This is a genomic window from [Clostridium] scindens ATCC 35704, from assembly GCF_004295125.1.
GTDB lineage: Bacteria > Bacillota > Clostridia > Lachnospirales > Lachnospiraceae > Clostridium_AP > Clostridium_AP scindens.
In genome coordinates this window covers 135,471-154,800 of sequence record NZ_CP036170.1, presented here as the reverse complement: position 1 = coordinate 154,800, position 19,330 = coordinate 135,471, and the positions used below count along the sequence as shown (strand labels likewise).

At 48.4% G+C, this 19,330-nt stretch carries 17 protein-coding genes and 1 other annotated feature; of the genes, 15 read left to right on the top strand and 2 right to left on the bottom strand.

Features of this window, described 5'->3' with window-relative positions:
• The first annotated feature begins 66 nt into the window (after positions 1–66).
• From HDCHBGLK_RS00735 to HDCHBGLK_RS00665, 15 genes are all read left to right on the top strand, one after another.
• Positions 67–912 (top strand): YihY/virulence factor BrkB family protein, encoded by an 846-nt coding sequence (locus HDCHBGLK_RS00735; RefSeq protein ID WP_004608222.1) that lies wholly within the window; start codon positions 67–69, stop codon positions 910–912.
• A 53-nt stretch (positions 913–965) separates the two neighbouring features.
• Positions 966–1,193: a binding site (T-box leader), on the top strand.
• 100 nt (positions 1,194–1,293) lie between these two features.
• Positions 1,294–2,313, top strand: coding sequence for a phenylalanine--tRNA ligase subunit alpha (pheS, locus tag HDCHBGLK_RS00730; RefSeq protein ID WP_039910006.1), 1,020 nt, complete (start codon positions 1,294–1,296; stop codon positions 2,311–2,313).
• 17 nt (positions 2,314–2,330) lie between these two features.
• Positions 2,331–4,751: a phenylalanine--tRNA ligase subunit beta gene (gene pheT, locus HDCHBGLK_RS00725; RefSeq protein ID WP_004608224.1), complete on the top strand. Its 2,421-nt coding sequence runs from the start codon at positions 2,331–2,333 to the stop codon at positions 4,749–4,751.
• 17 nt (positions 4,752–4,768) lie between these two features.
• On the top strand, positions 4,769–5,746 hold the full coding sequence (gene sppA, locus HDCHBGLK_RS00720; protein ID WP_004608225.1) for a signal peptide peptidase SppA: 978 nt from the start codon (positions 4,769–4,771) through the stop codon (positions 5,744–5,746).
• Positions 5,727–6,332 carry an RDD family protein gene (locus tag HDCHBGLK_RS00715; RefSeq protein ID WP_004608226.1) on the top strand — a complete coding sequence of 202 codons (606 nt, stop codon included), beginning with the start codon at positions 5,727–5,729 and terminating at the stop codon, positions 6,330–6,332. The genes sppA and HDCHBGLK_RS00715 overlap by 20 nt, the downstream gene beginning before the upstream one ends.
• 20 nt (positions 6,333–6,352) lie before the next feature.
• Positions 6,353–7,384: a tRNA preQ1(34) S-adenosylmethionine ribosyltransferase-isomerase QueA gene (queA, locus tag HDCHBGLK_RS00710; RefSeq protein WP_004608227.1), complete on the top strand. Its 1,032-nt coding sequence runs from the start codon at positions 6,353–6,355 to the stop codon at positions 7,382–7,384.
• 173 nt (positions 7,385–7,557) lie between these two features.
• Complete coding sequence (locus HDCHBGLK_RS00705) at positions 7,558–7,773, top strand: hypothetical protein (protein ID WP_004608228.1); 216 nt, start codon at positions 7,558–7,560, stop codon at positions 7,771–7,773.
• Between the two features lie 17 nt (positions 7,774–7,790).
• Positions 7,791–8,462 (top strand): response regulator transcription factor, encoded by a 672-nt coding sequence (locus HDCHBGLK_RS00700; protein WP_004608229.1) that lies wholly within the window; start codon positions 7,791–7,793, stop codon positions 8,460–8,462.
• Complete coding sequence (locus HDCHBGLK_RS00695; RefSeq protein WP_004608230.1) at positions 8,459–9,646, top strand: sensor histidine kinase; 1,188 nt, start codon at positions 8,459–8,461, stop codon at positions 9,644–9,646. Before HDCHBGLK_RS00700 ends, HDCHBGLK_RS00695 begins: the two co-directional genes overlap by 4 nt.
• A gap of 69 nt (positions 9,647–9,715) precedes the next feature.
• Positions 9,716–10,396, top strand: a complete 681-nt coding sequence (locus HDCHBGLK_RS00690) for an ABC transporter ATP-binding protein (RefSeq protein ID WP_004608231.1) — start codon at positions 9,716–9,718, stop codon at positions 10,394–10,396.
• 6 nt (positions 10,397–10,402) lie between these two features.
• On the top strand, positions 10,403–12,616 hold the full coding sequence (locus HDCHBGLK_RS00685) for an ABC transporter permease (RefSeq protein ID WP_004608232.1): 2,214 nt from the start codon (positions 10,403–10,405) through the stop codon (positions 12,614–12,616).
• A gap of 106 nt (positions 12,617–12,722) precedes the next feature.
• On the top strand, positions 12,723–13,484 hold the full coding sequence (locus tag HDCHBGLK_RS00680) for an N-acetyltransferase (RefSeq protein WP_004608233.1): 762 nt from the start codon (positions 12,723–12,725) through the stop codon (positions 13,482–13,484).
• Positions 13,485–13,517: 33 nt separating this feature from the next.
• Complete coding sequence (locus HDCHBGLK_RS19900; protein WP_004608234.1) at positions 13,518–13,745, top strand: DUF6597 domain-containing transcriptional factor; 228 nt, start codon at positions 13,518–13,520, stop codon at positions 13,743–13,745.
• Positions 13,746–14,004: 259 nt separating this feature from the next.
• Positions 14,005–14,685 (top strand): ABC transporter ATP-binding protein, encoded by a 681-nt coding sequence (locus HDCHBGLK_RS00670; protein ID WP_004608236.1) that lies wholly within the window; start codon positions 14,005–14,007, stop codon positions 14,683–14,685.
• The gene (locus HDCHBGLK_RS00665) at positions 14,685–17,363 is read left to right on the top strand and encodes an ABC transporter permease (protein WP_004608237.1); all 2,679 of its coding nucleotides are present in this window, start codon (positions 14,685–14,687) and stop codon (positions 17,361–17,363) included. Before HDCHBGLK_RS00670 ends, HDCHBGLK_RS00665 begins: the two co-directional genes overlap by 1 nt.
• Before the next feature lie 5 nt (positions 17,364–17,368).
• On the opposite strand, the gene HDCHBGLK_RS00660 is transcribed toward HDCHBGLK_RS00665, so the two are convergent.
• Together HDCHBGLK_RS00660 and HDCHBGLK_RS00655 are read right to left on the bottom strand one after the other, a co-directional pair.
• Positions 17,369–18,568 (bottom strand): sensor histidine kinase, encoded by a 1,200-nt coding sequence (locus tag HDCHBGLK_RS00660; RefSeq protein ID WP_004608238.1) that lies wholly within the window; start codon positions 18,566–18,568, stop codon positions 17,369–17,371.
• A gap of 5 nt (positions 18,569–18,573) precedes the next feature.
• Complete coding sequence (locus HDCHBGLK_RS00655; protein ID WP_334290413.1) at positions 18,574–19,239, bottom strand: response regulator transcription factor; 666 nt, start codon at positions 19,237–19,239, stop codon at positions 18,574–18,576.
• Between the last annotated feature and the right edge of the window lie 91 nt (positions 19,240–19,330).

Below are 19,330 nucleotides of genomic sequence, written 5' to 3'. Positions count from 1 at the left end.
GTTACTTTCCATAGACAAACCATTAAAAATCAGGTAGAATATAGGGCAAGTATATGGGAGAGTACAATGAAAAGATTAAAAGAGATATATCAGAAGATCCTAAATATGACTGCTGATGTTACGGAAGATCACGTAGGGGCGTATGCGGCACAGTCCGCATACTTCTTTATGCTGTGCATGATTCCGATCATTCTGCTTTTGATTACCATGGTGCAGTATACCCCGGTAACCAAGGCGGATGTCATGACCGCCGTGATTCAGGTGTTTCCTACATCCGTGGATTCTATGATTACTTCGATTGTGAACCAGGTGTACAACCAATCTTCCGGAATCATTCCGATTACAGTGGTAGTGGCATTGTGGTCCGCCGGAAAAGGCGTTCTTGCGATGACCTCCGGGCTGAACTGCGTGTATAAATGTAATGAGACACGTAATTATATATTCTTGAGAATCCGGGCAACCATCTATACGGTGATGTTCATACTTGTAATCATATTTCTGCTGGTACTATCCGTATTTGGCAATACGCTGAATATATTCATTGCGGCGCATGTACCTATTCTTAAGAATCTGGCGGACAGACTGATTGCTATGCGTACCATCATCACCCCCATTGTATTGATGGTCTTCTGCCTCCTGATTTATAAATTCCTGCCAAACAGGAAGGACAAGCTGCGCAAGCAGCTGCCAGGGGCGGTATTTGCGGCCATTGGATGGATGATCGTATCCTGGATATTTTCTGTATACGTAGATATATTCAAAGGGTTTTCCGATATGTATGGAAGCCTTACCACTATCGTGCTCATCATGCTGTGGATGTATTTCTGCATGTACTGCATATTGCTTGGCGGGGAACTGAATATGATGATGTATGATAAGGTGTTTACCGGGGAAGGCAGGGAAAAGTTGTAATTTATTTCTTGACATCCCCAATTGTTATGATACAATAATTAAGTATTCATAGATAAAAAGCAATGACCGCGTAAGTAGAGACCCATTTCCCATTAGAGAGAGGAGACCCCCGGCTGAAAGTTTCCTTTGGTTCGGATGGCAATCGAATTTCCCGCGCGAGCTGCATTTTTGAAAGATCAGTAGGAAATGCCGTAGGTGCACGTTACGCATGCGGAGAGTGCCTGTGTGAGGATAGCACGCAGGAAGCAGGGTGGTACCACGGGTTATGCCTCGTCCCTTTTGGGATGAGGTTTTTTTTATCTAGAAATGAGATAAGGCTCCCACCGCCATAGGATGAGAGTTGTTCTAGAGAAGAGAATATATAAGAAAGGGAGAAAAATGATGAAAGAGAAATTACAAAGCATCAAGGATGAGGCTCTTAAGGCCATTGAAGCAGCTGATGCGCCTGAAAAACTGAACGATGTACGCGTGAAGTTCCTTGGAAAGAAGGGAGAACTTACCGCGGTCCTCAAAAGCATGAAGGATGTTGCCCCGCAAGAGCGGCCTAAGGTTGGCCAGCTTGTGAATGAGACAAGAGCGTCTATCGAGAAGGTCTTGGAAGAGAGCAAGAAAAAGATGGAGCGGGCTATCCGCGAAGAAAAGATGAAGCAGGAAGTCATCGACGTGACGCTTCCGGCGAAGAAGAATATGGTGGGGCACCGCCATCCGAATACGATTGCGCTGGAAGAAGTAGAGAGAATCTTCGTTGGCATGGGGTATGAAGTAGTGGAAGGCCCGGAAGTGGAGTATGATCTGTACAACTTTGAGAAACTGAATATTCCTGACGGGCATCCGGCAAAGGACGAGCAGGATACCTTCTATATTAATAAAGATATCGTGCTGCGTACCCAGACATCGCCGGTACAGGCACGTGTCATGGAGCAGGGAAAGCTTCCGATCCGTATGATTGCCCCGGGACGCGTATTCCGTTCTGACGAAGTGGACGCGACCCACTCCCCGTCCTTCCACCAGATTGAAGGACTGGTCATTGACAAGAATATTTCCTTTGCGGACTTAAAGGGAACGCTGGAAGTATTCGCAAAAGAATTATTCGGCCCTGAGACCAAGACCAAGTTCCGTCCGCATCATTTCCCGTTCACTGAGCCAAGCGCCGAAGTGGACGTAACCTGTTTCAAATGCGGCGGAAAAGGCTGCCGCTTCTGTAAAGGCTCCGGATGGATCGAGATTCTCGGATGCGGCATGGTGCATCCGCATGTATTGGAAATGTGCGGCATTGATCCGGAAGAGTATACCGGCTTCGCTTTCGGCGTAGGATTGGAGCGTATTGCCCTTCTAAAATATGAGATCGACGATATGCGATTGCTATACGAAAACGATATCAGATTCTTGAAGCAATTCTAATTGGAGGGAGAAGTAAGATGAATACATCATTATCATGGATAAAAGCGTATGTTCCGGACCTGGATGTGACGGCCCGGGAATATACGGATGCAATGACCTTATCCGGAACAAAGGTAGAAGGATATGAAGAACTGGACGCGGATCTTTCTAAGATCGTGGTGGGCCAGATTGACAAGATAGAAAAGCACCCGGATGCAGATAAACTGATAATCTGCCAGGTGAATATAGGAAGCGAGTCCGTACAGATCGTGACTGGCGCCAACAACGTGCATGAAGGCGACAAAGTGCCGGTGGTATTGGACGGAGGACGCGTGGCAGGCGGACATGAGCCTGGAAGCCGCGTGGCGGGCGGAATTAAGATCAAAAAAGGAAAGTTAAGAGGCATAGAAAGCTGCGGCATGATGTGCTCGATTGAAGAACTGGGCTCTGACCGGGATATGTACCCGGAAGCGCCGGAAGAGGGAATCTATATCTTCAAGGATGATGTAGAAGTCGGAAGCAGCGCGATCGAAGCACTGGGGCTTAATGACGTAGTATTTGAATATGAAGTCACATCCAACAGAGTGGACTGCTTCAGCGTCATCGGAATTGCAAGGGAAGCAGCCGCTACGTTTGGAAAGGAATTCCATCCTCCGGTAGTTACGGCAACCGGCAATAATGAGGATGTGAACGACTATATCAAGGTGTCTGTAAAGGACAGCGAGTTGTGTCCGAGATACTGTGCAAGAGTCGTAAAGAATATCAAAATCGGGCCATCTCCGAAATGGATGCAGAGACGCCTTGCATCCGTAGGCATCCGTCCAATCAACAATCTGGTGGATATTACCAACTATGTGATGGAAGAATACGGACAGCCGATGCATGCCTATGATCTGGATACGATCGCTGACCGCGAGATTATTGTCCGCACGGCAGCCAAAGGCGAGAAATTTACGACTCTAGACGGACAGGAAAGGGAGATGGATGACACCGTGCTGATGATCAGCGATGGCAAGAAGTCCATCGGTATTGCAGGAATCATGGGCGGAGAGAACTCCATGATCACAGACGATGTTAAGACAATGCTTTTCGAGGCAGCCTGCTTTGACGGAACCAATATCCGTAAGTCCAGCAAAAAGGTGGGACTTCGTACGGATGCTTCCGGCAAGTTTGAGAAAGGGCTGGATCCCAATAACGCCCAGGCGGCAATCGACCGCGCCTGCCAGCTGGTAGAAGAACTGGGAGCCGGTGAAGTTGTCGGGGGAATGGTAGATGTTTACGGCAAGAAGAAGGAGCCGGTAAGAGTTCTGTTTGACGCGGACGCGATCAACAATCTTCTTGGCACGGATATCTCCAAAGAAGAAATGATCGGATACTTTGAGAAGATTGGCCTGGCTTATGATGAGGGAAGCAATGAAGTGATCGCGCCAACCTTCCGCCATGATCTGTTCCGTGTGGCTGACCTGGCGGAAGAGGTTGCCAGATTCTATGGTTATGACAACATTCCTACTACCCTTCCAAGGGGGGAGGCTACGACAGGAAAACTCTCCTTTAAGCTCAGAGTAGAAGAGGTAGCCCGCGATATCGCGGAATTCTGCGGATTCAGCCAGGGTATGACCTATTCTTTCGAGAGTCCGAAAGTGTTCGATAAACTGATGATACCGGAGGATTCGCTGCTTCGCCAGACCGTAGAGATCATCAATCCTCTTGGAGAGGATTACAGCATCATGCGTACCACATCCCTGAATGGAATGCTGATGTCGCTGGCTACCAATTATAATAGAAGAAACAAGGATGTAAGGCTGTACGAACTGGGAAATGTATACATTCCAAAGGCGCTGCCGCTTACAGAACTTCCAGAAGAAAGAATGCAGTTTACGCTGGGCATGTACGGAGATGGCGACTTCTTCAGCATGAAAGGCGTGATTGAGGAATTCTTTGACAAAGTGGGAATGCATGGAAAAGAGACTTATGATCCACAGGCGGGCAAGCCATATCTGCATCCGGGACGCCAGGCAAATGTCATCTATGACGGAACAGTCGTGGGATATCTCGGAGAAGTACATCCGGATGTAGCCGATACTTATGGAATCGGAACCAAGGCGTATATTGCAGTGATCGATATGCCTGAGATCGTAAAGAGAGCCACATTTGACAGGAAATATACCGGAATTGCCAAGTTCCCGGCAGTAAACCGTGACATCAGCATGGTAATGCCGAAAGAGATCCTGGCCGGCCAGGTAGAAGAAGTGATTGAGAAAAAGGGCGGAGCCTACTTGGAAAGCTATGCGCTGTTCGATCTTTATGAAGGCGCGCAGATTAAAGAAGGATATAAGTCCGTGGCATATTCCATCGTATTCCGCGCAAAGAATAAGACTCTGGAAGACGCAGAAGTAACTGAGGCAATGGAAAGAATCCTGAAAGAGCTGGAAGGCATGGGAATCGAACTTCGCAAATAGAAGATGAGGGATAAAATATGAAGAAAAAACAGATAATCGGCCTGGTGATTGCAGCAGTTTTGTTTATTGCCGTAGGAGTATCCAGCGTGCTGACGAATACATTTTCCCAGAAGATGCTAAATGACAGCGTAGGGCAGATACTCACAGGAGATTACCGATTCAACGCGCCGCTGAGTGATTATATTGCGATCGTAAGAGTAGAAGGAACCATTCAGGAGCAGGCCAGTACCGGCATATTCGACATACCGGAAGGCTATCAGCACCAGACGACGATGGAGTACATTGATGACCTGATGGAAGACTCCAATAATAAGGGCATCCTTCTGTATGTGGATTCCCCGGGAGGAACCGTCTACGAGAGCGAGGAACTGTATCTGAAGTTGAAAGATTACAAAGAAGCCACAGGACGCCCGGTCTGGGATTATATGGCACACTATGCAGCGTCCGGAGGATACATGGTATCTATGGCAAGCGACAAGATCTATGCAAATTCCAATACCGTTACAGGCTCCATCGGCGTGATCATGTCCGGGTTTGATATGACCGGGCTCTATGAGAAACTGGGAATCCGATACTTCAGCATAACCAGTGGCGAGTATAAAGACAGTTCCCAGATGACGGATGAGCAGATGGCAATCTATCAGGAGCAGGTCGATGAGTACTATAATAAATTTGTCAGTATTGTCGCAGAAGGCAGGGGCATGTCCGAAGAGGCGGTGAGAGGGCTGGCAGACGGCCGCACTTATACCGCTGAACAGGCGATTGACAATGGATTGATTGATTCCATCAGTTCATTTGAAGATATGCAGGCAGCCATGAGTGAAGAATTGGGAGTCAATAATTACTACGAGCTGGAGGGGCCATCCGGCGTTTTTGCCTCCTTATTTGCCCAGGTAAAAGACCTGATACCGAAGTCAGAAGCCCAGATACTGAAAGAAACCGCAGCAGACATGGAAAGCGGGGTGCCGATGTATTATGCAGAACAATTGCAATAGGCCCGAAGTATCCTATGCGGGCTTCTGGGCACGTCTGGCCGCTTATTGTATCGACAGCGTGATCGTGTTTGCGGGGCTGCTGTTTGTAAGGCTGTTCATATCCGGAATCACTGCGGCACTGGAAGGCACGGCCCTTGGAGGAAATGTGCTGTTCCAGTATACGTTAAAAGATATCCTGCTGTATGTATTCCACGTCCTGTACTTTATTCTGTGCACCTATCTTACGGGAACAACGCTTGGGAAAAGAGCCATGAACCTGCGGGTAGTGAGCGTGGATGAGGGGCAGAGGCTGAGCCTTCTGGATGTCGTGTACCGGGAGACTGTGGGAAGGTTCCTTTGCAGCCTTTCCATTGGAATCGGCTATATTATCGTAGGATTTGACAGGGAGAAGCGGGGCATCCATGATATGCTGTGCGATACCCGGGTCATCTATGCTAAGAAGATCAAGGTATTCCCTGTATATCAGATGCCCCAAGGATATCCGGGGCCTCAGGGATATGGACCAGTGCCGGGGCAGACGCCGCCGACGGGCGGATCAAAGCCAGCGCAGGATAAATTCAAGGATGATCTGCCTGAAGATAAATAAGAAAAGAAGGGATTCATATTATGAAACGTCAGGATTTTTATTATGAATTGCCGGAAGAATTGATCGCCCAGGATCCGCTTGAAGATCGTTCCAGCTCCAGGCTTCTTGTACTTGACAAGGAATCTGGGGCTGTTTCCCATCATGTATTTAAAGAGATTACAGACTATCTGCATGAGGGAGACTGCCTGGTGATTAATGATACGAAGGTAATTCCGGCAAGGCTGATCGGCTCAAAAGTCGGGACAGAGGCCAAGATAGAGATATTACTGTTGAAACGTAAAGAAAATAATATATGGGAGACGCTCGTTAAGCCCGGAAAAAAGGCTAAGATAGGAACGAAGATTAGTTTTGGGGAAGGGCTTCTGGTTGGCGAGGTCGTGGATATCGTGGACGAGGGAAACCGCCTGATCCAGTTTACTTATGAGGGAATCTTTGAAGAGATTCTGGATAAGCTGGGCCAGATGCCGCTTCCGCCATACATTACCCATCAGCTGGAGGATAAGAACCGCTATCAGACGGTCTATGCGACCCACACCGGCTCCGCGGCCGCGCCTACGGCCGGCCTGCATTTTACGCCGGAACTGCTCGAAGAGATTGAGCGAAAAGGCATAGACATTGCAAGAATTACGCTGCATGTAGGACTTGGCACGTTCCGTCCGGTAAAGGTGGATGAGATCACGGAGCATCACATGCATTCCGAGTTCTTCCAGATCGACGAAGAGGCAGCGATGAAGATCAACCGTGCCAAAGATTCCGGGAAAAGGGTCATCTGCGTGGGAACCACCAGCTGCCGGACCATAGAGTCCGCGGCGGATGAGACCGGGCATTTGAAAGCCTGCAGCGGATGGACGGAGATATTCATATATCCGGGCTACCAGTTCAAGATCCTGGACTGCCTGATCACCAACTTCCATCTGCCGGAGTCCACACTGATCATGCTGGTGTCCGCGCTGGCGGGCAGGGAGCATGTTCTGGCTGCCTATGAAGAGGCGGTGAAAGAGCGGTATCGGTTCTTTAGTTTCGGGGACGCGATGCTGATCGGGGAAATTTAATAGTAAGGATTTTATTGGGAAACCGTAACTTGTAAAGGAGATACAAGTTACGGTTTATTTTGTGTATTAAGACTGCGGATTGCCCGAGACTGGCACTTGCCCAAGGCAGAGGATTGGGATATAATATCTTGATAATAAGCCATAGTGTGAATTTGTAGAGTTAGGAGGTATAAATGACACTTTTTGAGAAAAAGCTGGTCATAGAAGGAGCAGATTCAGGAAGTGGCAGGTTCGCTGTCTACAGGACTTCTCTATATGAAATTCCTGCGGGCGTTCCGATCGCCGGTGTGGCTGGCGGTGTCAGTGATGCCGTATATATGAAGCGTATAACAGAGTATGCAGGCCTGAAATACCAGAAGAGATATCTGCAAAGACGGAAAAAGGTATAGAAAGAGAGAATGGGAAAATGATTGATCTGTATTATGCTGAGGACGATGAGACGATTGCGCAGCTGGTAAAAGAATATCTGGAACAGGCAGAATGCCAGGTAACTGTTTTCCATATGATTGAGGATATGAAGCAGGCGCTTCGAAAGAGGCAGCCGGATATAATCCTGCTAGACTGGAACATGCCGGATGGCCAGGGAAATGACTTGTGCCGCTGGCTGCGGTTAAGATGGCTCCAGCTGCCTGTGATCTTCCTGACTGTCCGCGGGGATTCCTGCGATATAGTCGATGGATTTCAAAATGGCGCTGATGATTATGTTGTCAAGCCTTTTGAACTGGAAGTCCTGCATTCGCGTATCCTTGCTTTGCTGCGGCGTGCCGGGCAGAGAAAGGATGCCTGCTTTTATTGCGACTCCCTGATTCTTGATACTGAGAAAAAGGCTGTTTTCCGCGACAATGCGGAGATCGCCTTAAGTCAGCCGGAATACCAGATCCTTCTGCTATTGATGGAAAACAAAGGGAAAACGGTAACGCGAAGGCAGCTTCTTGAGCAGGTATGGGACAGCAATGGAAGTTATGTGAACGATAATACTTTGACCGTTACCATAAAGCGGCTGCGGGAGAAACTGCGTCACCCCGCATGCCTGAAAACCATCAGGAGCTTTGGATACCGCATGGAGGATTCGCTATGATAGAACGAAAGAAGCAGATGTTGACGGTCTGGCTTCCAGTGGTGATTTGTCTGGCAGGAGTCCTGTTTCTGAACAGCATGTGGCAGCGCTGGCATGAGCAGGCTACTTTCAGCGGCATATCATCTCTGTCCCAGATCATTCTGGAGAACGACCCGGAAGGAGAGGAAATGCTGCTTTCCGCCCTGAAAGAGTACCAGACCCAGACGGAATCGCGGCCAGAAGGAAATGAATTTTTGAAACAATACGGGTATACAAAGGGTGACTTCTCCGGCAAGACCGGTGAGAGATCATCTCTTTTGACGATTATGGTCGCGGTTCTGATATCTACAGCGTTTCTTGCGTCATCATGGTCAGATACAAGGCGCAGCCACACAAGGATATCCGGCTTGACGAGATACCTGGAACAGGTCAATACCGGCACGGCCGGGACCATTGTGCAGACCAGGGAAGATGAATTTTCCCATCTGCAGGATGAGATCTATAAAACGGTTACAAGCCTTTACGTGACAAAGGAAACGGCCATAAAAGCAAAAGAGCGTTTTGCGGAAAATCTGGCCAATATCGCCCACCAGCTTAAGACGCCGATTACCGCCGCCTTCCTCTCCTTGCAGCTTATGGAGAAAGAAGCGCCTCAAAAGTATACAAAGCCGATTCGGAATCAGCTGGCACGCCTGAACAGGCTGGAAGAGTCGCTGCTGACACTCTCGAAGATCGATTCAGGGGCGCTTAAGCTGGAGCATTCCCCTGTGGATGTCTATACAGTGCTGAATCTGGCTGTTGATAATCTGGAAGGACTCATGTCCGAAAAAAATATCCTGGCTGATATTCCGTATAATGGCTGTGCTGAATTTATGGGGGATATGGAGTGGACGATGGAGGCTTTGATGAATCTGATAAAAAACGCCATGGAACATTCCCCCCGGGGAGGAACCATTCACTGCGAATACTTCCAGAATCCCCTGTATACGGATATACGGATCTGGGATGAGGGAGCGGGCTTTGCCCCGGAAGATATTCCCCATCTTTTTGAGAGATTTTACCGGGGGCAGAGCGCCGCAAAAGACGGAAGCGGAATAGGGCTGGCACTTTCCCAGTCCTTATTTGAAATGCAGGGTGGAAGCCTTGAGGCCCGCAATCTGCCGTCAGGGGGCGCCTGTTTTGAAATCAGGCTCTACAGTCACTGAGATGTCATTTATCTTTGCTATAATAAGACTGCATGAAATAACGTGGATTATTAGAGAGGAGAGATAAGATTGGATGTCTTAAAATGTATTGGGGTCAGAAAACTATATGGCACAGGCAGTAATCAGACAGTTGCGCTGGACGGTATTGATCTGACCGTAGAAAAAGGAGAATTTATTGCTATCGTCGGGGCTTCAGGATCCGGGAAATCCACCCTGCTCCATATACTTGGAAGTGTAGATCAGCCAACAGAAGGAAAGATCCTGGTGGATGGAACAGATGTATCGTCTATGAATGCCACCCAGTCAGCTATTTTCCGCCGCAGAAAGGTAGGGCTGGTCTATCAGTTTTATAACCTGATTCCTACGCTCACCGTTAAAAAGAATATTTTAATGCCGCTTCTGCTGGACAAAAGGAAGGTGAATCAGGAATACTTTGAACAGGTAGTGACATCACTGGGACTTCATGACAAATTGGATGCCCTGCCGAATCAGATGTCCGGAGGGCAGCAGCAGAGAACGGCTATCGCGAGAGCGCTTATTTACCGTCCGGCCATTCTTCTGGCAGACGAGCCCACCGGCAACCTGGACCGGAAGAACTCGAAGGAAATCGTAGATTTGCTGAAATTATCCAACAGAAATCTTCATCAGACCATTCTGCTGATCACACATGATGAAAAAGTCGCGCTGGAGGCGGACCGCATAGTCACGATTGAGGACGGCCGCATCATCAGTGACCGGAAACGGAGGTGATCTGCTATGTGGAAGGATTATTCGTGGAGCTATATAAAGAATAACCGGGCATCCAGCATCTCTGTCATGGTGGCAGCCTTCATCTCAGCCTTGTTTCTGTCGCTTCTGTGCACCTTGTTTTATAACTTCTGGAAGTATGACATTGAGAGGATTGAAATAGAAGAGGGCAGCTGGCAGGCAAGGATTGAGGGAGAACTGGATAACAGCGTTCTGGACGTGGTAGAAAAATACCCCAACATAGATAAGGTCATAATAAACAAGGAATTATCAGATGGCCAGAATATTGTAGCAGATCTTTATTTCAATGATATGAGAAGGATTCTCGAAGATCTGCCCCAGATCGCCGAATTAACTGGAATAGATCAGGAGGCCATTACCTGTCATCATTCCCTGCTGTCCATGTATCTGATACGGGATCCGAAGGATCCGGCCCCACGGCTGGTTTTTCCTTTTTTTCTGGCAATTACAGGGCTGGCCTGCTTTTCCCTGATCATGATCATTCATAACTCCTTTGCGGTTTCTATGAATGCCAGAATACATCAGTTCGGCATTTTTTCCAGCATCGGAGCCACGCCGAGGCAGATCAGGGCCTGCCTTTTGCAGGAAGCCGCGGCGCTGTGCGCAGTCCCCCTTCTGCTTGGAAATGTTCTGGGCGTTCTGATAGGGCTGGGAGTAATGGAAATGACGAATATTATAGCTGGAAGCGATATATCAGGACGGCATGAGGCGGTCGGGGGATATCATCCGTTGGTATTCGTGTTTACTTTCGCGATCACCATATTAACAGTATGGATATCAGCCTGGTATCCGGCCAGGAAATTAAGCCGTCTGACGCCTCTTGAAGCCATCAGGAATACTGGAGAAATCCAGTTGAAGAAAAGAAAAAATTCCCGCGTTCTGGCTTTTTTCTTCGGGCTGGAAGGAGAACTGGCCGGAAATTCGCTGAAGGCGCAGAAAAAGGCCTGGCGTACCGCTACATTATCCCTGACGTTTTCTTTTCTGGCGTTTACCTTGATGCAATGTTTCTTTACCCTTTCGGGCATCAGTACAAGAATGACATATTTTGAAAGATACCAGGATGTCTGGGATGTGATGGTGACGGTAAAGGATACTGGAATAGAGGCATTTCATGAGACGGAGAAGCTTCAGGAAATTTCCGGTGTCCGAAACTTAACCGTATATCAGAAAGCAGAAGCAAAACGAATGATAACAGAGGAAGAAGTCAGCGAGGAGTTCAGCGGCTTAGGCGGCTTTCAGAATGCGGACGCGGATAGCGTGTCAACGGTAGATGGAGGGTGGCTGGTCAATGCTCCACTGGTTATATTGGATGATGCCAGCTTTCTTGCGTATTGCAGGCAGATCAAAGCAGAGCCCAGGCTGGACGGCGCGGTTATTCTGAATCAGATCCGGGATACCAGTAATCCCAATTTCCGTGATCCTGATTATTATCCATATCTGGAAGAAACGATAAATACGACAGTACTTCAGCAGTCAGAAGAAGAAAAGATGTCGGCGGAAATCCCTGTGATTTCCTATACCCAGGAGGTTCCGGCTTTAAGGGAAGAGTATGGCACGACAGATTATTATGAACTGGTACATTTCCTTCCGGCGTCCCTGTGGGAACAGTTGAAAGACACCATAAAAGGAGCAGAGGAAGATTCCTATATCCGGGTTCTTGCCAGGGAAGGCGTCACATTGGAGGAACTAAAGGATCTGGAGAAAGAGGTTACCGGGCTTATAGGAAATGCATATGAAATTGAAAGTGAGAACCGTATTCAGGATAAAATTGCCAATGATAAAATGGTTGATGGCATGATGCTAGTCTTAGGCGGTTTTTGCGTTCTGTTTGCCATCATTGGAATCGGAAATGTGTTTTCTAATACGCTGGGGTTCGTCCGGCAGCGGAGGCGGGAATTTGCGCGCTATATGTCCGTAGGCCTGACGCCGGGGGGTATTAAGAAGATGTTCTGTATAGAAGCGCTGGTAATTGCCGGACGTCCGGTGCTGGTGACACTGCCTCTGACAGTGGTTCTGGTTGCAGCCATGTTAAAAGCAAGTTATCTTGAACCGATGATTTTTATAAAAGAGGCTCCTTTTATGCCGGTCATTGTATTCCTTCTTGCTATCATTGGCTTTGTGGCGCTCGCCTATTATCTTGGCGGCAGAAAAATTCTGCGTCATCAGTTGGCAGATGCCTTGCTGGACGACACCATGATCTGACAGACGCATCCATTATAAAATTATATCTTCTTTTAATTAAATTTTAAATATGACAGACATATGTCGTGATTAAAATGTTATAGTGTATGCAGGAGGAGGTAATATTATGGAACTTATAAGAATCACACACGATAATCTTGAAACAGAGCACATCTGCTGTGCCATCGCAAATAATAAAGACTGTCAGGTGCTTTCAAAAAAAGCATGGCTGAAAGAAAGGATAGACGAAGGACTCGTTTTTTTGAAAGGCAATGTACGTGGAAAATGTTTTATCGAGTATATTCCCGCTGAATACGCCTGGGCGCCGATTTCAGCCGACGGCTATATGTATATTGACTGCCTTTGGGTATCCGGGCAATTCAAAGGACATGGGTATTCGACTCTTCTTCTGGACGAATGCGTCAGAGACAGTAAGGAGAAAGGGAAAAAAGGACTTGTTATACTATCGTCAAAAAAGAAGATGGGATTCCTTTCGGACCCCAAATATATGAAATACAAAGGATTTGAAACAGCAGACACTGCAAGCCCCTATTTTGAACTCATGTATCTGCCCTTTGATAAAGACGCCGATAGGCCCTGCTTCAGTTCTTCGGTAAAAGAGACCGAACACAGTGGCACGCAGAATGGTTTTACACTGTATTATACCAGCCAATGTCCTTTTACAGCAAAATGTGTTCCACTTATTGAAGATATGGCCAAAAAGAGAAATGTTAAATTTCAAGCAGTCCATATTACCACGCGGGAACAGGCTCAGAATGCCCCTGTTCCATTTACAACATTTAGTCTGTTTTATAATGGCCAGTTTCTTACTCATGAGATACAGTCGGAGCAGAAATTTGAAAAAATACTTGCTGTAAAAGGGCTATAAACTTCAGGCTTATGAAAAGGTGTGGATAAACTTATGGAACCTGATTTCTATACTAAATACAGGCCATTGACCTCAAGGCCATTTTTAAGCGGCAGGGCATATTCCGAATATGCCCCTTGTAAACAACTTCTGCCCTATGTCGTCTGCTTCTGGGAATCTCAGAGCGGGATTGGAGATGAGACGGATCAGGCGGTACGGGTAGTTCCAGATACCTGTGCAGATATTATTGTGGAAGGAATAATTATCAATATTAAAGAATGATCTTAACTGTGCCGACGGTTCCAAACGCGCTGAGAGGAATTGAACAGCCTGACGAGGTGGAGTTTTGCGGAGGTTTTGATAAAGTCAAGCGGCGCATGTCTTCGCAAAAGGAGCGGATGAATTGCCTGGATTGTTTGAGCCTATAGCAGATATCATGAAGAAGGGATTCCTCATTCTAAAGTTTGAATAGAGTTGTCACTTTCCTGTCACATTGCCTTACTATTATGTTGGTATCGAACAGGAAAGGAGATATACGACTATGGAAATACTTCGCTGCAGTCATCTTACAAAAATATATGGCAGCGGTTCGAATACCGTAGCTGCGCTTAATGATGTCAGTTTTTCTCTGGAACGGGGAAGCTTCACCTCGATCATCGGGGCGTCCGGCTCCGGCAAATCAACGCTGCTTCACATGCTGGGAGGGGTAGACCGCCCTACCAGCGGAAGCATTTATATTGAGGATACAGACATCTCAAGCCTTGGACCGGAGCAGCTTGCCGCTTTTCGGAGGCGGAAAGTAGGGCTGGTGTACCAGTTCTATAACCTGATCCCCACGCTGAATGTGCGGAAGAATATTCTGCTTCCGGTATTGCTGGATAACCAGAAGCCGGATGAGGAGCGGTTCGAGCATCTTGTCTCGACACTTGGAATTGCCGACCGTTTAAGCCATCTTCCAAGCGAACTCTCGGGAGGTCAGCAGCAGAGGGTCGCGATTGCCAGAAGCCTGATTTACCATCCGGCGATTCTGCTGGCAGATGAGCCGACTGGCAATCTGGACCGGAAGAACTCGGAAGAGACTATCGAATTGTTAAAATTGTCTAATCGCCGTTATGGGCAGACGATTCTGCTGATCACTCATGATGAGAAGACCGCGCTTATGGCAGACAGAATCATAACGCTGGAAGACGGGAAGATTCTGCATGACGAGGTGGTGGGCTGATGAAGATTCTTAGGGAATATGTGTGGGATGCCATACGGAAGAATAAAAGAACAAGCCTTGCCATAATGACAGCCTTATTTTTAATGACTACCATGATGTCCTGCTTCTGCGGGTTTGTCTATACGATGTGGACGGATTCGATTGCGCTTTCCATCAATGAGGATGGTAACTGGCATGGAGAATTGTTTGATAATACCAAAGGCGAGAGCCTGAAGCAGATAGAGAATTATGCGTCTGTACAGGCCGTGATGTTAAAAGGTCCTTGGGAAGTGGCAAAACTTGAGGATACAGGGAAGAGGACTTACCTTATATCCAGGGGCGCCAATAAGGAGTATTGGGATTCAATGCCGGAGAAAGGCCTGATAACCCAAGGGCGCATTCCGGCTGCGGAAGATGAGATCGCTCTTTCAAAGCAGTATTTTGATGACCACCCGGAAGCGGCTGTGGGAGATACGCTTACCCTGCCGGTGGGACAGCGGATCTATGAAGGAAACGTGTGCATGGAGACGGATGGCTTCCATGATGGGGAAACCTTTCGACAGACAGGGACGAAGGCATACAAGATTGTAGGGATAATGGATGTTGCCACATCTTCATCGGTTCCTGCATATACCGCCATGAGTTTTCTGAAGGAAGAATCGATCAAGCCGGAGGATAGTCTGACGGTCTATCTGCGTTTTGACCCTATGAGAAGCACTTACAAGGAACTTCCTGCACTTGCGGCATCCATCGGATATGAGACGGATGAATATGAGACGTATAATCTCAGGTACAATGCAGGGCTGCTGTCCAAATATGGAATTCTTGCGCCGGAGCAGATTCACAGTATAGACAGTTTGAAGATGCTGACGGTTCCCCTGCTTTTTCTTGTCCTGGCTGTGCTTTTGATCGGCGTATTCGTGCTGGTGATCCACAACGCATTTGCCCTGTCCGCCAATGAAAAACTTGCCCAGCTGGGCACGCTTGCGGGAATCGGGGCTTCGCCGAAGCAGATTAAGGCGGCAGTTTCATCGGAAGCCTTGGTGCTGCTTGTGGTGCCGCTTCCTCTGGGCATCTTATGCGGATGGCTTCTGGACGCGGAGCTGATGTGCCTGATTAATCAGGCGAATGATATTGGAAGGAGCGCGCCGGATATTGTACTGACTTTCGGGCTGCCAGCCATAGTCCCGGCTATCCTCCTGTCTGTCGTCACGGCTTGGCTGTCTGCCAGGATACCGGCGCGCAAGGTGGCTAGATTAACGCCTGTGGAGGCGCTTAAGCAGGTGGAGACGCTGAAGGGAAAGAAGATACGCAGAAGCCGGATTTCCAGCCGGTTTGGAATCAGTGGGGAACTGGCCGCCAATGCGTTGGCGGCGCGCCGCAGATCCTACCGAACGGCTACGATCTCACTGTGTATGTCCTACCTTCTGCTGACCGGGTTCCTGTATATTGTTACAACCCAGAACGCTGCCAGAGAGATCTATCAGACGCAGGAGGAAAAAGAAGGACATATTTTTCTTACGATCAGCGATGGAAGAGTGCCGGAGCAAAAGGCGCTGGATGAGATAAAAGAAGTCTCCGGCATCAGCCAGTCCGTTCTTTACAGCAAGATGCCCTGCGCTACCTGGGTGACCAAAGAGCAGGCTGCGGATGATATAGACACTTATCTAGGAGGCTTTGATGAGATCGTTTCGGAGAAAAAGTACACGCCGATTAAGCGGGATGGAAAGTACCGAATCTATTCCCAGTTGATTGGGCTTGAAGAAGAGAGTTTTCGGGAATACTGCCTGAAACTTGGGATAGATCCCGAACCATATCTGGAAGATGGGAGCAGAGCGCTGATTTATAACCAGACTGCAGATCCTCATGCCAGTACGAGAAAGAAAAAAGTTTATAGAGAAATGTTAAAAATTCAGATAGGACAGAAGATTCCATTTACGGAGAAGGCATATGATGAAGATAAAGGTGATTATCAGTTCCAGTTAACGGCAGGGGAGATTGTAGAGAAACTGCCGACAGAAAGGCTGGGACTGCCCAGGTTTACGCTGACAGCAATCATGCCAATGGAACATGTCAGAGAAATCGCGGCAAATTGCAGCGAAAAAAGGCGCTTCACTGCAACGGCGGTCTATGGAAACTTTATGACGGATAGTTCCACAGGCGTGTCTTATTCCAGAATCCAGGAGGTATCCAAAAGTATCGAGGAGATTGTGGGACGCTATTATGGCAGCGGGGACTATATGGTCTCAGACTTGACGCAGAAAAAGGAAATGATGGATCATGAAAATGGGGTCATGTCGACGGTCGTCGCTTTCCTGACGGGGCTGCTGACGCTGATCGGACTGTCCAATGTATGGGCCAGCATATCAGGAAACCTTCGCCAGAGGAGCAGGGAGTTTGCCATGCTTAAGTCGGTGGGGCTCTCCCCGCTAAAACTGCGCTGCATGCTGCTCCTGGAGGGATTGAATCTGGGCCTGAAGCCCTTGCTCTACAGCCTTCCATTCCAGGTGGCCGTTCTGGCAGGCTTCCTGTATCTCAATGAAGTAAGTCTTGCGGAATACCTGCCCTATGCGCCTTACGCGGCCGTGCTTGGTTATACAGGCCTCGTCCTTGTCTGCATCATTGGGGCATACGCCGTAGGGGACAGGAGAATCCAGAGACAGAATATTATTGACGCGATCAAGGATGAGACGATCTGACAGGGTCAGTCCTTGTAGAGCCTTACAATGAAGCGGGCATGTCCGGCCGGAGAGTTTTCGGCGTGGACATGTCCGTTCTGCGCTTCCAAGATCAGCCGGGAAAGAGCAAGCCCGATACCGGCGCTGTCTTTTGCCGCCTGTTCCCCGCGGTAGAATCTGTCAAACAGATGGGGAAGATCCTTTTTGGAGAAGCCGCTGCCGCCATCTTCTATAAGAATCTGGGTATAGATCGGGTTCTGTCCGTATTCAATCTGGATAGTGCCTTGATCCGGCGTATGTTCTACGCAGTCTTTCAGGATATTGATGAGCGCCTCCGAGGTCCATTGCATGTCTGCGTTTATCCGGATGTCTGCCGGAGTCTCCTGGCCTTCCCAGACTTCCCTTTGAATCTTAAGCCGGATCTGTCTCTGATCCATCATTTCTTTGAGGGGGCCGGCAGCTTCATAGAGCAGTTCCTCCACGCCCAAATCCTGCCGGCAGAATTCCAGAGTGTGGGAATCCAGTCTGGCCAGAACGAGAAGTCCGTCTGCAAGTCCTTTCAGGCGCTCAATCTGGCGTCTCAGCCTCTCCAGATATTCTTCCTCCTCCTTGCGGGAAGGCTCCAGAAGTTCTGCCATCAGCGACATGGAAGTAAGAGGGGTCTTTAACTGGTGGGCAATATCCGCTATCCTTGCGGCAAGGATTTCATGGTCTTTTACCGCATCTTCTTTTGCTGAGGCAAGGGAGACGACCGTCTTGTATATGGCATCCTCCAGATGGGAGAAGGCATCCTCCCTGCGGGGAAGCAGCGCGGCCTTTCCGCTGTCTGCAGCCCGCAAGTAAGCAGTTAGTTCGCGGATCCTTTCCTCCTGATAGTTCCAATCCCGTCTGCGCATATAGAATACGGCGCATCCTGCCGCTTCAAAAAGTATCAGGCAAAGAACGATGGTGTAAGGCAGAATCAGTGGCATCGTTTCCCACTGGTGATGACCGTACTGTTCCAGATAGTGCATTCCTTCCTTAAAGTCCTCTTTGTTCTCCGTTTGAAGCCTGTCCTTCATTGCCGCCGGGAGAGATTGCCCTTCCAGAATTGCCCCCGTTAAGCGGGCGGTGAAGTTGTAATCATGGGAACTTAAAATGGCGGCGCAAAGAAAGCCTGCTGCCAGGCCAGGAAGCAGCCAGAGCAGGCAGGAAGCGAGAAATGCTTTCATCCCTTGTTTCTTCATACAATTTACTCCATCCGGTAGCCGATGCCGCGGATTGTCACGATATGCCGCGTATCATTCAACTTTTTCCGCAGGCGCCTCATCGTTACCGTCAGCGTATTATCGTTAACAAAGTTCCCGTCTGCATCCCAGAGCCGTTCCAGAATCAGATTCCGGGGCAGCGTCCGGCCCTTGTTCTCCAGAAGTATATGGAGAAGGCGGTATTCAAGGGCAGTCAGAGTGACCGGCTCTCCGTTAAGATATCCCTGCATTTTATCCTTGTTAAGGGAAATATCTCCGCAGACGAGTACCGGCTGCTTGTCCTCCGGAAGCCTGCGAAGAACGGCGGCAATCCTGGATTCCAGAACGGCGATATGAAAGGGCTTGATGATATAGTCATCCGCCCCCATATCAAGTCCTCTTGTAATATCCGTTACACCGTCGCGCACGGTCAGGAAGATAATCGGGGTATCTGCCTGTTCCTTTACCCATCTGCAGAAATCATACCCGCTTCCATCGGGGAGATTTAAGTCCAGCAGGATCAGATGAATATCGGAGGAAAAGCATTCCCACCCTTGCTCTATAGAAGGGCATGTGATGCATTCATACCCTTTTCGCCTTAAGGCTGCTTCAATGCCAAAGGAAATCGTGTCATCGTCTTCCAATAATAATATTTTAATCAAAAGTTCCACCACCTGTGAAATGAAAAGTACGACAAAGTCGCCATACTGTATATTATAACGCATATGATGGGAATTGCCAGAATGGATATAAAATACGCAG

Bases quoted from the DNA above. Each gene is read 5' to 3' on its own strand.
- HDCHBGLK_RS00735 (WP_004608222.1), top strand. From the start codon at position 67: ATGAAAAGATTAAAAGAGATATATCAGAAGATCCTAAATATGACTGCT.
- pheS (WP_039910006.1), top strand. From the start codon at position 1,294: ATGAAAGAGAAATTACAAAGCATCAAGGATGAGGCTCTTAAGGCCATT.
- pheT (WP_004608224.1), top strand. From the start codon at position 2,331: ATGAATACATCATTATCATGGATAAAAGCGTATGTTCCGGACCTGGAT.
- sppA (WP_004608225.1), top strand. From the start codon at position 4,769: ATGAAGAAAAAACAGATAATCGGCCTGGTGATTGCAGCAGTTTTGTTT.
- HDCHBGLK_RS00715 (WP_004608226.1), top strand. From the start codon at position 5,727: ATGCAGAACAATTGCAATAGGCCCGAAGTATCCTATGCGGGCTTCTGG.
- queA (WP_004608227.1), top strand. From the start codon at position 6,353: ATGAAACGTCAGGATTTTTATTATGAATTGCCGGAAGAATTGATCGCC.
- HDCHBGLK_RS00705 (WP_004608228.1), top strand. From the start codon at position 7,558: ATGACACTTTTTGAGAAAAAGCTGGTCATAGAAGGAGCAGATTCAGGA.
- HDCHBGLK_RS00700 (WP_004608229.1), top strand. From the start codon at position 7,791: ATGATTGATCTGTATTATGCTGAGGACGATGAGACGATTGCGCAGCTG.
- HDCHBGLK_RS00695 (WP_004608230.1), top strand. From the start codon at position 8,459: ATGATAGAACGAAAGAAGCAGATGTTGACGGTCTGGCTTCCAGTGGTG.
- HDCHBGLK_RS00685 (WP_004608232.1), top strand. From the start codon at position 10,403: ATGTGGAAGGATTATTCGTGGAGCTATATAAAGAATAACCGGGCATCC.
- HDCHBGLK_RS00680 (WP_004608233.1), top strand. From the start codon at position 12,723: ATGGAACTTATAAGAATCACACACGATAATCTTGAAACAGAGCACATC.
- HDCHBGLK_RS19900 (WP_004608234.1), top strand. From the start codon at position 13,518: ATGGAACCTGATTTCTATACTAAATACAGGCCATTGACCTCAAGGCCA.
- HDCHBGLK_RS00670 (WP_004608236.1), top strand. From the start codon at position 14,005: ATGGAAATACTTCGCTGCAGTCATCTTACAAAAATATATGGCAGCGGT.
- HDCHBGLK_RS00665 (WP_004608237.1), top strand. From the start codon at position 14,685: ATGAAGATTCTTAGGGAATATGTGTGGGATGCCATACGGAAGAATAAA.
- HDCHBGLK_RS00660 (WP_004608238.1), bottom strand. From the start codon at position 18,568: ATGAAGAAACAAGGGATGAAAGCATTTCTCGCTTCCTGCCTGCTCTGG.